Genomic DNA, 13,027 nt, shown 5'->3' with positions numbered 1-13,027 from the left:
CCGAACCCGGGGCGATTCAACCAGGCACGCTCGATACCTACTCGCTGATGGTCTCGACCGAGGCGCTTGACCCGCTCTTGCCCGGATCATTTCCCCTTCAGGAGGCGATGCCAGTAGATCAGCGGTTGGGCGAAGAGGTCGAAGGCGAAAGTGGCCATTCTGGGCCGCGCCAGAGAGATGAATGACAGGGTCTGTTCCTCGTGGCCCTGACGGTCCCACTCTGCCAAGATGAGGCGGCGACGATCGATCGGGATTGGTGCGACGCTGTACCCGTCATAGCGGGCCGCGAGGGGTTTGCCGTTGCGGCGTGCGATGAGGTTGTCACTGAGGACGGGGACCTGGCGTCGTAGACCGCCACCAGAGGAGGCGGTACCGAGTTGCGCGGCGTCCCCTAGTGACCAAATCCCGTCGTTTCGCCGGTGATGCAGGGTGCGCTCGTCGACGTCAATCAGGCCTGTCCCGGGTCGAGCGATACCCGCGTCGGCGACCCAGTCGTGGCCACGGTGGGCTGGTACGACGTGCAACGCGTCGTAGGGCCAATGAGTAGCGTTGCCGTCGACGTCGCGCGTGGTGACGTGGCGCGAGTCTGCGTCGATGGATTCAACGGTGATACCGGAACGCACGTGGACACCAAGGCGTCGCAGGCGGGAGTCGATCTCGTTGTTCGCGCGGGGTAGGCCGGTGAAGTCGCTGTTCTCGTTGAGCACGGTCATCGTGATGTTCTCCAGGCGCCCTTCGCGGCGCCAATGGTCCGCGGCGAGAAACAGTGGCTTTAGGCCAACGGACGGGCAGGGTGCGTTGCGGCTCGAGATGGTGAACACCGCGTTGCCCTGGCGCAGGTTCTTGAGCATGTCCCATGTTGCGCTGGCCATGGTCGGCTCGTAGTTCGTCGAGGCGTGAGGTGAAGCGCATGCCTGACGCAGTCCGGGGGTGGCGTCCCAGTCAATATGGGTGCCGGGGCACACGACGACGTCGGTGGCGCTAATACGCCGTCCGGCATCTGTATGCACCTGATGCGCGCTTGTCGCGTCCACCTCGCCTGAGACTGGAGCGGGGGTCAACTCGACGACCGATTCGCGATACCAAGTGCATCCCGCAGGGATCTGCTTGCTTTGAGGCCGTTGCGCCCTGCGCAGCGTCGCAAGCCCTGCACCAACGTAGGAAAGCAGCGGGCGATAGGTGTGCAGCCCTTCGGGGCTGACGATGGCGATGTCCAGATCGGGATCGTCACGACGTAGCCGAGCGGCCAGCGCGATGCCGGCGTTGCCCGCGCCGATAATGACGACGTCGTGCGTGGTTTCGGGGCGGGTGAGGTTCATGGCTTCCATCTTGCCGCGCGGGTACGTCATTCTTGGATGGCGGTGACCGGCGGTAGCACGCACCGCCTCCGTCAGGGCCGCTTGGCTCGCACAGACCGGACAATAGGGGACGTACAGATACGATCCGACGCGCCTTCGCCCTAACACGCGCAGCGCACTCCAGCCTGGCCCACGAAGACGCCAGGTTTTCTTGCCCAGGGCCTCATTCATCGCCTGCCACCGGATCGTCCTGCAGAGCCGACCTCAGGTCGTACATCGGCATCGTATGGTCCTCTGTTTGTCAGCGCTCGAGTCGTCATGTTGGTGCTGAGCGACCGGGGGGCCGGAGGCATGCGGGGCGGCGCGTTCGCAGCCGACGGCTGGGAAGCAGCTTGTGGTGCGAGCGTGTACGTGCCGTCCGTGGGTGTGATGGGGGCCTGGCACGATGGGCGCATGGATGCGGTTTTTGCTCTTCGGCGCCAGTTGTCGCTAAAGCTGCGTGACGGTGTGGCCGGGCCCGACGCGGAGCGGGCGCGCGCCCGCATCTGGGACTCGCCCGGGCCTCGCTGGTTCGACGAGAACGACCCGTTGTGGATCGTGCACGCCGACGCCTCCATGTTCATCGGGGGCCTCGCGTCCTTGCTGCTGCAGTCGTTGCATCCGCTTGCGATGGCCGGCGTCGCCCAGCACAGCGGCTACCGATCCGACCCGTGGGGTCGGTTGCAGCGCACCAGCCACTACATCGCGACGACGTCGTTCGGCACGATCGAACACGCCGAAGCCATGATCGCCGCGGTGCGACGCATCCACGAGACCGTCACGGGCACGTTCGAAGCCACCCCCTACCGCGCGGGCGACCCGGACCTGCTGCGGTGGGTGCACGTCGCCGAGACGTTCTGCTTCGCGCGCGCCCACCAGCTGTATGGACACGTACACCTCGATGCCGCGCAGTACGACACCTACGTCGACCAGGCACGCCACTCGGCGCAGCTGCTCGGGGTGACGCACGCCCCGACAACGATGGTCGCCATGCTCGAGCAGCTGGCGACGTACCGGCCTGCGCTGCACGCGACGAGGGACTGCCTCGATGCTCAACACTTCCTCCTGCGCGACCCGCCTCTTCCACGCGGTGCGCGGCCGGGTTACTCGCTCCTTGTACGTGGCGCGGTCGCGGTTCTTCCGTCTTGGGCGCGAAGCGAACTGCAGCTGCATTCGCGGCCGGGTGATGAGCGCCTGGGGCGCGTTGGCACAGCAGCGATTCGATGGGTGATGGCTGCGTAGCGTCGTTACCCAGCCGGGAGTTAACCGGCTCATCCCAATCGAGGGTGTAGTCGCGGTCTGGAAGTCGCCGGCTTTGAGTAGTGGCCTAGCGATAGTTGATGAGGTTTCGGAACCCACGCGCGGAAGTCACAGAGGTGTTCGAGTCATCCGTTGATCGCCTTGGCCGGGGCGTCGTAGGTGCCGGGCGGTCACGCTCTTAGCATGCTGACGCTCAGCTCGGGAGGCCCAGCTCACCATGAGTTTGTTACTTACCCTACCGGTAGGTAGAGTTGTCGATATGAGTACTAGTGCACCTGCCCACCGACCGTCGGCGCGAGGCGGCGTTCTCGCCAGCACTCTTGCGTGGGCCCGCACTGGCGCCTCTGTCTCCCTGGTGTCCGCAGCTCGCGCTGCAGGAATCACTAAGGCTGGCCTGATGTACCACTTCCCAACCAAGGAAGCACTGATGACCGCCGTCATCGACCACCTCCTCGACGGCTACGAGCGGGATCTGGCCGCCCGCCTGGCTACCACCAACCCAAACGTACCCACGATCAGCGAACGCCTCGCCGCCTACGTTGACTGGGCTTGCGACGGGCCGTTCGACTACGGCGACCTGGTCATGTTCACCGACCCCCGCCTGCGCGAGCCGCTCACCGAGCGATGGAACAGCCGCATGGGGGCCTGGGTCGACGTCCCCGAGACCCTTCCGGCCGACCAGCGGGCCCGCCTCCACGGCGTCCGACTCTTGGCCGACGGCATCTGGCTCAACACCGCCGGCAACGGCATCGCCCTATCCGACGAGGACACCGACGCCATTCGAGCACTCGCACACCACCTCATCCAGGAGAACTCATGACCAAGTGGCTACTGCTCGCGGGGGCCATCCTCAGCGAGGTCACCGGTTCGCTGTCGCTGAAGGGAGCACTCGATCGACCCGGACTGTACGTGCTCGTCGCGGCTGGCTACATCGCCTCGTTCATTCTCCTCGCCCTCGTTCTGCGTCAGGGCATGGCGCTGGGCGTCGCCTACGGCATTTGGGGCGCCCTCGGTGTCGCCACCACCGCCGTGATGTCGTCGCTGATCTTCGATGAAACCCTCACCGCACTCATGGGCGTCGGCATCGTCCTCATCATTGCCGGCGTCCTCACCGTCGAACTCGGCTCCCAGCACGCGGTCAAGAACCTCGAAGAAGCCACCTGATGGCTTACCTGTTCCTCCTCGGAGCCATCATTGCCGAGGTCAGCGCTACCCTCTCGCTGCGCATGGCAGCTACTGGCGTCCGCGCCTACTACGCCGCCGTCGCCGGCGGCTACCTCCTGGCCTTCGCGTTTCTCACCCTCGCCCTTAATGAGGGCCTGGGCCTCGGTGTCGCTTACGGCATCTGGGCAGCGTCCGGAGTTGCCCTAACGGCCGTCGCGTCCAAAGCCCTCTTCAAGGAGCCGCTCACCGCGCTCATGATGGGCGGCATCGCACTCATCATCGCCGGCGTTCTTCTCGTCGAGCTCGGCGCCCTGCACTGACTGAGATCCCCATCCCCACGACGTCGTCGCTCACAACGGAGCAAGGCCTTGGCAACGGGCTTCTGATGAGGTGTACTCGTTGATCGAAGCGACTCCGGCGCGACGGTGGCTAGATCGTGGTCGAGGTCTTCGGAAGATGACGTTCCACGCCTGACATCCGGAGGTCTGACGTCGTTGCCTGTCGCTACCGCTCGGGCCCGCTTCGCTCGCCCGGACCTGACAACGTTCTGCCGACTCGACGAACTCGACCTCGTCGTGACCGGCCAGCGCCTCGAGCCCGACCGCGCGGTGCTCGCCTGCAGAGTCCTGACCCCGGACGAGTGGTGTCGACGCTGCGGCGCCGAAGGCGCTGCTCGGGACACCGTGATCCGTCGGCTCGCGCACGAGCCGCTGGGGTGGCGACCGACGGTGTTGGAGGTCGCGGTGCGTCGCTACCGCTGCACCGGCTGCGGGCACGTGTGGCGCCAAGACACCACCCGTGCGGCCGAGCCGCGGTCGAAGCTCTCGCGCCGTGGGCTGCAGTGGGCGCTCGAAGCGCTGGTCGTGCAGCACCTCACCGTCACCCGGATCGCCGAGGGACTCGACGTCGCCTGGGACACCGTCAACGACGCCGTGCTTGCTGAAGGCCGACGTGTTCTCATCGACGACCCGGCCCGCTTCGACGGCGTGAGGGTCATCGGCGTCGATGAGCACGTCTGGAGGCACACCAGGCGCGGCGACAGGTACGTCACCGTGATCATCGACCTGACCCCGATCCGCGACAAGACCGGCCCCGCCAGGCTGCTGGACATGGTCGAGGGTCGCTCGAAGGAGGCCTTCAAGACCTGGCTCGCCGCCCGACCCGACACCTGGCGCGACGGGATCGAGGTCGTCGCGATGGACGGGTTCACCGGCTTCAAGACCGCCGCCGCCGAGGAGCTCCCCGACGCGGTGGCGGTCATGGATCCGTTCCACGTCGTCCGCCTCGCCGGGGACGCGCTCGACCGGTGCCGGCGCCGGGTGCAGCAGGCCATCCACGGCCACCGCGGGATGAAGGGCGACCCGCTGTATGCCGCGCGGCGGACCCTGCACACCGGCGCCGAGCTGCTGACCGACAAGCAGGCCGCTCGACTCCGCACGTTGTTCGGGGCCGAGGAGCATGTCGAGGTCGAGGCGACCTGGGGCATCTACCAGCGCATCGTCGCGGCCTACCGCCACGAAGACCGCCACCACGGCCGCGAGCTCATGGCCAACCTGATTGCCTCGATCAGCAGCGGTGTCCCGAGGGCGCTGGTCGAACTCACCACACTCGGCCGGACGCTGAGGAAGCGCGCCGACGACGTGCTCGCCTACTTCGACCGCCCCGGCACGTCCAACGGTCCGACCGAGGCGATCAACGGCCGCCTCGAACACCTCCGCGGCAGTGCTCTTGGGTTCCGCAACCTCACCAACTACATCGCCAGGAGCCTGCTCGAGACCGGCGGGTTCAGACCCCGTCTACACCCTCGACTGGGATGAGCCCCTTTGGGCCTCTACGGGGTGCAGCCTCACGAACCTGGCCTGGTTCGGGTTCCGGACGGCCTACGCACTACCCTCGCACCACATGCAGAAAAGCTGCAGGGCCACCCTATTCAGCGAGGTCCAAGCCATCGCGCACACCGCAAATCCACCTTGAAAGCGACCGAAAGGAAGCCGCAATGGCCGAGCGCACCTTCGTTACCGCGACCGGCCCCGACCAGCATGGCCGGTGGGGCACCATGAACGACCAGCCCATCACCGACGGTGAAGACGGCTTCCCTGGCGCGACTCTCAACTCCGTGGGCCGGCCCCACACCGTTGGCACCAAGCGCGCCGAAACCGTCACTGCCTGCCTCGACGCAGTGTGCCGTCGCGTCCACGACGAGCACACCAGCGCCTCCGCCATCATGCGCCGCGCACTCGATGATTACCTGGCCGGCTGATGGCTGACTCTGAATGGGTCCAACTCGCGTCAAGCGCATATTGGTAGTGCGCGTTATTTGATTTGGCGCTATTTGGCGGACGGGGGATTCTGCACGACTTTCCGTTCTCGTCGCTTGGGAGAGCCGAGAGGATTTTCCGTGAGCTACAGGTACCGGCAGACCTGGTCCGCGCTGCACGAGTCGGGGTCGGGCTGCGCGGCGTCGTGCCTGAGCTCGGCGATGGTGTCTCGGAGCGCTGTGAGCTGGGCGATCTGCTGCCCGATCTCGGCGAAGCGCGCGTCGAGGAGATCGCGCACGTGCTCGCAGGGAGCAGCGCCGCCGTCGCGGATGTCGAGGATCTGGCGGATCTGGGCGAGGGTGAGGCCCGCGGCCTGGCCGCGGTGGACGAAGTCGATCCGGGCGGCCGTCTCGGGCGCGTAGTCGCGGTATCCGGACGGCGTGCGCTCGGCCGGGGGCAGCAGGCCCTGCTCCTCGTAGAACCGCAGCGTCTTCGCCGTCGTTCCCGCCCGCTCGGCGAGTTCCCCGATGCGCATCGCAGGCCCCCTTTTCTTTCGGCAGAAGCCTTCTTGACCTTCCCCTGCACTGGAAGGTCCAGTATGGCCGAGAAAGAAGAGAAACCCAAGTGACGGGAGCTGCGATGCCCACGAAGTACGACCTCGCCATCATCGGATCGGGCGGTGGTGCGTTCGCCGCCGCGATCCGCGCGACCACGCTCGGCAAGTCGGTGGTAATGATCGAGCGCGGGACGCTCGGTGGCACCTGCGTGAACACCGGCTGCGTGCCGTCGAAGGCCCTGATCGCCGCGGCCGACGCACGGCACTCCGCGGCCGACACCGCCGACCGGTTCCCGGGGATCGCGACGACGGCGGGGCCAGTGGACATGCCCGCCCTGATCGCCGGGAAGCAGGCGCTGGTCGAGTCGCTGCGGGGCGAGAAGTACGCCGACGTCGCCGACTCCTACGGTTGGGCCGTCCGCCGCGGCGATGCCGCGTTCGCCGGCACCCCCGACGCACCGGTCCTCCAGGTCGCCGGGGACGACGGGAGCACCGAGACGATCGAGGCCGGGCACTACCTGGTCGCGACCGGCTCTCGGCCGTGGGCCCCGCCGATCGACGGCCTGGACCAGACCGGGTACCTGACCTCGACCACGGCGATGGAGCTGACCGAACTCCCTGAGTCCCTGCTCGTGCTCGGCGGCGGCTACGTCGCCCTGGAGCAGGCGCAGCTGTTCGCCCGGCTCGGCTCCCAGGTCACCGTGCTGGTCCGGTCCCGGCTCGCGTCGAAGGAGGAGCCGGAGGTGTCCAGGACGCTGCAGGAGGTGTTCGCCGACGAGGGCATCCGGGTGGTCCGCCGCGCGCTGCCGACGCGGGTGTCCCGCGACGCCGCGACCGGGCAGGCCGTCGTCACCGCGGACGTCGCCGGCGGCCGGGAGGAGTTCCGCGCCGACCAGGTGCTCGTCGCCCTCGGACGACGACCGGCCACCGATGGGCTCGGCCTCGACAGGGTCGGGGTCAAGACCGGGGACCTCGGCGAGGTGGTCGTCTCCGACCGGATGCAGTCCTCCCACCCGCGGATCTGGGCCGCGGGCGACGTGACCGGCCACCCCGAGTTCGTCTACGTCGCCGCCCACCACGGCACCCTCGTCGCCGAGAACGCGTTCGCCGACGCCGATCGGGCCGTGGACTACGCCCGACTGCCGAGGGTGACGTTCACCGGCCCGGCGATCGGCGCGGTCGGGATGACCGAGAAGGACGTCGTCGCCGCCGGGATCCGCTGCGACTGCCGCGTCCTGCCCCTGCACCACGTGCCCCGCGCACTGGTCAACCGCGACACCCGCGGCTTCGTCAAGATCGTCGTGGACGCCGACACCGGGAAGATCCTCGGCATCACCGCCGTCGCCAAGGACGCCGGCGAGCTCGCCGCCGCCGGGGTCCACGTGCTCGGCAAGACGGTCGCCGAGGTCGCCGACGCCTGGGCCCCCTACCTGACCATGGCCGAGGGCATCCGGATCGCCGCCAAGGCCTTCACCACCGACCCGTCGCTCCTGTCGTGCTGCGCGTGAACGAACTGGAGGAACCCACGATGTCTGACCTCAGCATGCAACTGCCCGAGCGGCTCAGCCGACTGGGAGAGACCGGCCTGCTCATCCCGCTGCTGCGGCTGCTCGCCGACGGTGACCCCGTCACCGTCCAACAGCTGTCCGTGGCTGCGGGCCGCACGATCGACGAGGTACGGCTCGGACTGGCCGCGATGCAGGACACCGAGTACGACGACCAGGGCCGAATCGTCGGCCAGGGCCTCACGCTGCGCCCTACACCGCACCGGTTCACCGTCGACGGTGAGGAGCTCTACACCTGGTGCGCCCTGGACACCCTCATCTTCCCGGCCCTCCTCGATCGCCCAGCGCGCGTGGAGTCCGTCTCCCCGGCCAGCGGAGAGACGATCCGCGTCACCATCGATCCGGTTGCCGGTGTCACCGGCGTCACACCCCCGAGCGCCGTGGTGTCGCTGGTGAACCTGGAGCAGATCACCTCGATCCGCTCGGCCTTCTGCAACCAGGTGCACTATTTCGCCTCCGTCGACGACGCCACCGGGTGGCTCTCTGAGCATCCCGGTGCCGAGGTGGTGTCGGTGGCCGAGGCCTACCGGATCGGCAACGAGCTCACAACGAGCCTGCTCGACCTGCTTCAGGACGACACCCCGGTGGCCGACGACTGTCCCCGCTGCTGTTGACCCGCGACACAGAAGGATTCGAGAACGCTATGACCTCCAAACACGACGACCGAACGCGAGGCGGTGGCCTACTCCTGGGAGCCGGTGCCGTGCTCCTCATGACGATCTGCTGCGCGCTGCCCGTGCTCATCGCCGGCGGAATGCTTACTGGCATCGGCGGGCTCCTTCTCGGCAACCCGTGGGTGATCGGCGTGGGCATTGCGCTCCTCGCGATCGTGCTGCTCGTCGTCGTCCGCCGCCGAACCCGCCGCGGCCGTGTCGAACCTGACTGCTGCCCGCCCACCGAATCCGCTCACCGCACCGACCCGAAGGGCGAACAGAACCAATGATCAGCTCCCGCGCCCGTCGTTCGCTCGCCACCCTCCTGCTCGCAGGCTCGCTCATCCTGACCGCCTGCGGCACCGTTGATAAGGATCCCGTCTCTGCCGAGACTGCCACCGCCGCGACGGTGACCAGCATCGACGCTCAGCGGATCAGCCTGCCCGCCGCCGGGAAGCCCACCGCGGTGTTCTTCTTCTCCGTCGGCTGCGGCGAATGCGTCGGCGGAGTCCGATCCCTCGGTCAGGCGGCAGCCGCGGCCGAGGAGGCCGGCATCGATGCCCAGTTCCTCGCCGTCGACATGGATCCGCGCGAACCTACCGAGACCATTCAGAGGTTCATGGAGTACGTCGACGCCGTGCATGTCCCCGCCGCCATCGACGAGGGCGCGGCGCTGTCCCAGCGCTTCGGGGTCGCCGCGCTGTCTACACTGATCATCGTCGACAGTGACGGACAGGTGACCTTCCGCGCCACCGACCCCGACGCCGATACGATCGTCTCCGCGCTCCACAAGGCCGGGGCCTGAGCGATGGGCGGACTCCTCGCCCTTGCCTTCGCCGCCGGGATGATCGCCCCCGTCAATCCCTGCGGCTTCGCGCTGCTCCCGGCCTGGATCACCCATGCGCTGGGCGACGCCGCCTCTTCCTCAGCCCCGGTGCGCCTGCTGCGCGCCCTACGGGCTGGCCTCGCGCTGACGATCGGGTTTGCGGGCACGCTCGCCTTGGCTGGCGTCGCGGTAAGCGCCGGCGCACGGGGCCTGATCCAGGCCGCCCCAGCCCTCGGCCTCGCCGTCGGGATCCTGTTGGTGCTGCTCGGCGGGGCGATGCTAGCCGGACGCTCTATGTCCCTCCGGCTTCCCGGCATACCCGGCCGCGCAATCGAACGGCTGCCCAGCGCCGTGCGCATGGTCGTCTTCGGCGTCGGCTACGCCGCGGCCTCGCTGTCGTGCACCTTCGGCGTACTCCTCGCGGTCATCGCCCAGGCCCAGGCGACAGCCAGTTTCGTCGGGCTGCTCCTCGTCTTCGCCATCTATGCCGCCGGCTCCGCCACCGTCCTGCTGCTTGTCGCCGTGGTCGCCGCCGTAGCCGGTTCTGTGCTGTCCAGGCGGATCGCCGCACTGACACGATTCGTTCCCAAGGTCACCGCCGCCGTCCTGATCCTCACCGGCGTCTACCTGGCTTGGTACTGGTTTCCAGTTGTCGTCGGCGATGCCCCTTCCGCAGGGCGCACCGACGTCGCCGCTGTCTCGGCGACGATATCGAACTGGCTCCAAAGCAACACCGGCGTCATCGCCGGCCTGTCTACCACCGTGGTGCTCATCGTGCTACTAAGCGGATTCCTTCATCAACGCCGTCGGAACTCCGGACGGAGGACCGAGGAGGACTGCTGCGACCCTCAGTCGACGCACTCTCCCGGGGACCGGCCGAGCGTGCCGACCGAGCGGCATTGAGCGGCTCCTGCACGTCAAGGTCATACGACGTGGTTGACCGGAACGACGAACTCGGACACCAGACGCCCTCCCACCCGACGCCGATCATCGGACACGGCGTGGGTGTTGTTCGTGGCCTATGTCGAAGGAGAGCGCGGCCACGATCAGGACGAGTTGACCGCCGAGCAGAATCGGTGCCGCCCGATTCTCACGACGTGACATCCCTGGAAACGTCATCGTCAGATTTCAGTGCAGGACGACTGGGAGGGGCATGCCGACGCGCTCGACGACCGCGGCGGCGTAGGCGGTGCTGTTCGCGCCGATCGCGTTGGACCAGGCGATCGCGGAGGAGATGTCCAGGCCAGTCAGCCGGCTGAGAACGACGGGTGGGAGTTCCTGCGCGAGCGCTATCAGCGCGCCGGTGCGGGCAAGTCGCGGCGGGATGCCGGCAGCGCGGAGCCGGGTATTCAGCGTGTCGGGGGCCATGTGATGCCCGGCCCGGGTTCCGGGATAGACCCACTCCTGTTCGATGCTCTCCACGAACATGCGAGGCGCGGTGCGGTTGCTGGCGGCTCCCGCGGCCGCCGGCGCGAGCTCGGCGGGGAGCACGAGAGGTTCCTGGCCGAGGCGAACGACCACGGCCTGGTCCGTGACGGTGACGTCTTCCGCGCGCAACTGGACGATCTTCGCCGCCCGGACGCCGAACATGAGCATCAGCCCCGCGGCGAGCTTCGTGTGCGGGTTGATGGACGGGTCGGAGGTGACATCGGCGAGCAGCCGCCAGCGTTCCTCGTCGCTCATGGCTTGCGGGCTCAAGGCTCCTGATGGCGGGCGTGGAGCGGTGAGCGGTCGGGATGCGCCGGCCCGTGCGGTCCAGGTCAGGAAGTGGTGCAGGAACGGGCGTCGGCCGCCGGTGAGCCATTCATCGACATCCGCCTGGGTGAGGGACACGAGAGAACCTCCGCGGGTATGGATCCATTCCAGCAGTTCGATGATCCCCGCGATCTCGAGCCGCCGCCAGGACAGCTGGCCTGATCGGGACGGCATCGTGTTGCGGCGCAGTGCGCGCAGGTGTCGCCATCGCGCGTATTGGGTGACGGTGCGCTGTTCACCCGGGTCGGGGATCTCGGCAAGTGCGCTGTCGAGCCAGAGCTCGAACCGGGCGAGCAGCTCGTCCCGCGGTGGGAGCAGCCCGTGGTCGATGAGCACGGACCGAACCGCTCGGGTCTGATACTCCGAGCCGGCCTGGTCGAGGTAGGCGTGAGTGCGCAGGGATGGGGCGGTGAGCACTCGGGTGATCAGCGTGCAGGCGACGGTGCCGCGTTCGAAGGCGTAGACGATCTTCGACGGAGCACCCTGGAACCACCGCTCTCGCAGATGCGCGATGCGTGCATCGGAGGCGGCGAGCTCGTCGGGCACCATCTCCCGGATCATCTGATCGGCTCGGCAACGGGGGCAGAGCTTCGCGATCAGCCGTGTGATGGTCCCGCAGCTGGTGCAGGGGCGGAACGACTCCGGTTGGCGGGGATAGCAGAGCGGGCAGAACGGCCGGCCCTCGATCCGGCCGTTCACTATCCGAGCGTCTCCGCAGCTTGTGCAGGTCTCGATGATCGGCGGAACGCAGGCCCAGCAGAGATAGCCGGAGCCGTCTTCGGTGCGCTTGTGGCGCAGCCGGACCTCCCCGCAGCTCACGCAGGGCTGGCGAGGGTTGGAGCACTGCTCGCAGGCGGCGCGCGCGGTTCCCGGCCAGCGGCATTGCCGCTCGTTCCCGCAGATCGTGCAGGTGTCGACGCTGGCCTTGTCGGAGCAGGGTTTGCAGATCGCTTTCTCGCTGCCGTGGAACAAACAGGGCGCAAGCTCCCCGCAGTCCGTGCAGGTGTCCAGCCGGGAGGAGCTCCGACACGTTGAACACAGCGGGCCCTCCGGGCTGCGGTAGGCGATCAGTCGATGGTTGCCGCAGCTCACGCAGACGGCGTTCTCGTCGGGGAGCTTGTTCGTGCAGCGTTGGCAGAGTCGCCGCCCGTCGGAGAGCACCCGCTCCAGGTTGGTGACGTCGTCGCAGCCATCGCAGGGGGCATGGTGCGCGATCCGGTAGCAGCGTCGGCAGCTCACTCGTCCCTCGACGCGTTCGGTGAGCGTGCGCGTGGTGCCGCAGCCTCCGCAGCGTCGTTCGGGCAGACGCGCGCCGTCCGCGTGGAGAAGGTCGTAGAACGTGCCGAACAGCACAGAGCCCGCGGCCGGGTCGGAGAACCACTCCGCGCCGTGGGCCTGCAGCTCGAGCATCAGCCGCACTCGGCGGTCCCTCCCGTCCGCCGCCATCTGCTCCACCGCTCGAAGGATGGTCGCGGTCGCGACACGGCGATGGCGGCGGACTTGCTCGACGATGCGCTCGGCCGCTTCGGGTTTCATGTCGACCCAGCATGGCGGATTCAACCGGTCAACGCACCATTGATGGTGTTCAGGCTATCGGTGAAGGCGTCGTGGGATGAGGCCCAGCCGAGGACCTTGCGGGGCCGTTCGTTGATG

General features: G+C 67.9%; 14 protein-coding genes. 11 read left to right on the top strand and 3 right to left on the bottom strand.

All coding sequences use genetic code 11. The features are described from left to right. Positions 1–86 precede the first annotated feature (86 nt). Entirely contained in the window at positions 87–1,319 is a 1,233-nt protein-coding gene (locus tag HMPREF0321_RS14410) for an NAD(P)/FAD-dependent oxidoreductase (protein ID WP_040015184.1), read from the bottom strand. Positions 1,320–1,751: 432 nt separating this feature from the next. Between HMPREF0321_RS14410 and HMPREF0321_RS14405 the strand changes: the two genes are divergently transcribed. From HMPREF0321_RS14405 to HMPREF0321_RS14380, 6 genes are all read left to right on the top strand, one after another. Beyond that, positions 1,752–2,579 carry an oxygenase MpaB family protein gene (locus tag HMPREF0321_RS14405; RefSeq protein WP_040015183.1) on the top strand — a complete coding sequence of 276 codons (828 nt, stop codon included), beginning with the start codon at positions 1,752–1,754 and terminating at the stop codon, positions 2,577–2,579. Positions 2,580–3,024: 445 nt separating this feature from the next. Then, positions 3,025–3,417 (top strand): hypothetical protein, encoded by a 393-nt coding sequence (locus tag HMPREF0321_RS14400; RefSeq protein ID WP_006947557.1) that lies wholly within the window; start codon positions 3,025–3,027, stop codon positions 3,415–3,417. Next, a complete protein-coding gene (locus tag HMPREF0321_RS14395; protein WP_006947560.1) occupies positions 3,414–3,761 on the top strand; it encodes a multidrug efflux SMR transporter in 348 nt (115 codons plus the stop codon). The genes HMPREF0321_RS14400 and HMPREF0321_RS14395 overlap by 4 nt, the downstream gene beginning before the upstream one ends. Beyond that, the gene (locus tag HMPREF0321_RS14390; RefSeq protein ID WP_006947550.1) at positions 3,761–4,081 is read left to right on the top strand and encodes a multidrug efflux SMR transporter; all 321 of its coding nucleotides are present in this window, start codon (positions 3,761–3,763) and stop codon (positions 4,079–4,081) included. The genes HMPREF0321_RS14395 and HMPREF0321_RS14390 overlap by 1 nt, the downstream gene beginning before the upstream one ends. Positions 4,082–4,255: 174 nt before the next feature. After that, positions 4,256–5,578 carry an ISL3 family transposase gene (locus HMPREF0321_RS14385; protein WP_040015182.1) on the top strand — a complete coding sequence of 441 codons (1,323 nt, stop codon included), beginning with the start codon at positions 4,256–4,258 and terminating at the stop codon, positions 5,576–5,578. Between the two features lie 179 nt (positions 5,579–5,757). Next, positions 5,758–6,021: a hypothetical protein gene (locus HMPREF0321_RS14380; RefSeq protein ID WP_040015181.1), complete on the top strand. Its 264-nt coding sequence runs from the start codon at positions 5,758–5,760 to the stop codon at positions 6,019–6,021. 143 nt (positions 6,022–6,164) lie between these two features. Here the strand turns inward: HMPREF0321_RS14380 and HMPREF0321_RS14375 are convergent, their stop codons facing one another. Beyond that, complete coding sequence (locus tag HMPREF0321_RS14375; protein ID WP_006947558.1) at positions 6,165–6,554, bottom strand: heavy metal-responsive transcriptional regulator; 390 nt, start codon at positions 6,552–6,554, stop codon at positions 6,165–6,167. A 104-nt stretch (positions 6,555–6,658) separates the two neighbouring features. Between HMPREF0321_RS14375 and merA the strand changes: the two genes are divergently transcribed. Genes merA through HMPREF0321_RS14350 form a run of 5 tightly spaced genes read left to right on the top strand, consistent with a single transcriptional unit; the run spans position 6,659 to position 10,522 of the window. Next, the gene (gene merA, locus HMPREF0321_RS14370) at positions 6,659–8,083 is read left to right on the top strand and encodes a mercury(II) reductase (RefSeq protein WP_006947556.1); all 1,425 of its coding nucleotides are present in this window, start codon (positions 6,659–6,661) and stop codon (positions 8,081–8,083) included. Then, the gene (gene merB, locus HMPREF0321_RS14365; protein WP_015780448.1) at positions 8,071–8,754 is read left to right on the top strand and encodes an organomercurial lyase MerB; all 684 of its coding nucleotides are present in this window, start codon (positions 8,071–8,073) and stop codon (positions 8,752–8,754) included. Before merA ends, merB begins: the two co-directional genes overlap by 13 nt. A 29-nt stretch (positions 8,755–8,783) precedes the next feature. After that, positions 8,784–9,083, top strand: a complete 300-nt coding sequence (locus tag HMPREF0321_RS14360) for a hypothetical protein (RefSeq protein WP_006947549.1) — start codon at positions 8,784–8,786, stop codon at positions 9,081–9,083. Next, on the top strand, positions 9,080–9,598 hold the full coding sequence (locus HMPREF0321_RS14355; protein WP_006947551.1) for a redoxin family protein: 519 nt from the start codon (positions 9,080–9,082) through the stop codon (positions 9,596–9,598). The genes HMPREF0321_RS14360 and HMPREF0321_RS14355 overlap by 4 nt, the downstream gene beginning before the upstream one ends. 3 nt (positions 9,599–9,601) lie before the next feature. Beyond that, complete coding sequence (locus tag HMPREF0321_RS14350; RefSeq protein ID WP_006947554.1) at positions 9,602–10,522, top strand: cytochrome c biogenesis CcdA family protein; 921 nt, start codon at positions 9,602–9,604, stop codon at positions 10,520–10,522. Between the two features lie 225 nt (positions 10,523–10,747). On the opposite strand, the gene HMPREF0321_RS16230 is transcribed toward HMPREF0321_RS14350, so the two are convergent. Further along, the gene (locus HMPREF0321_RS16230) at positions 10,748–12,910 is read right to left on the bottom strand and encodes a hypothetical protein (protein ID WP_006947559.1); all 2,163 of its coding nucleotides are present in this window, start codon (positions 12,908–12,910) and stop codon (positions 10,748–10,750) included. Positions 12,911–13,027 lie beyond the last annotated feature (117 nt).

The sequence above is a fragment of the Dermacoccus sp. Ellin185 genome (genome assembly GCF_000152185.1).
In the GTDB taxonomy this organism is placed as follows: domain Bacteria; phylum Actinomycetota; class Actinomycetes; order Actinomycetales; family Dermatophilaceae; genus Dermacoccus; species Dermacoccus nishinomiyaensis.
This window is presented reverse-complemented; position numbering and strand designations above follow the sequence as displayed.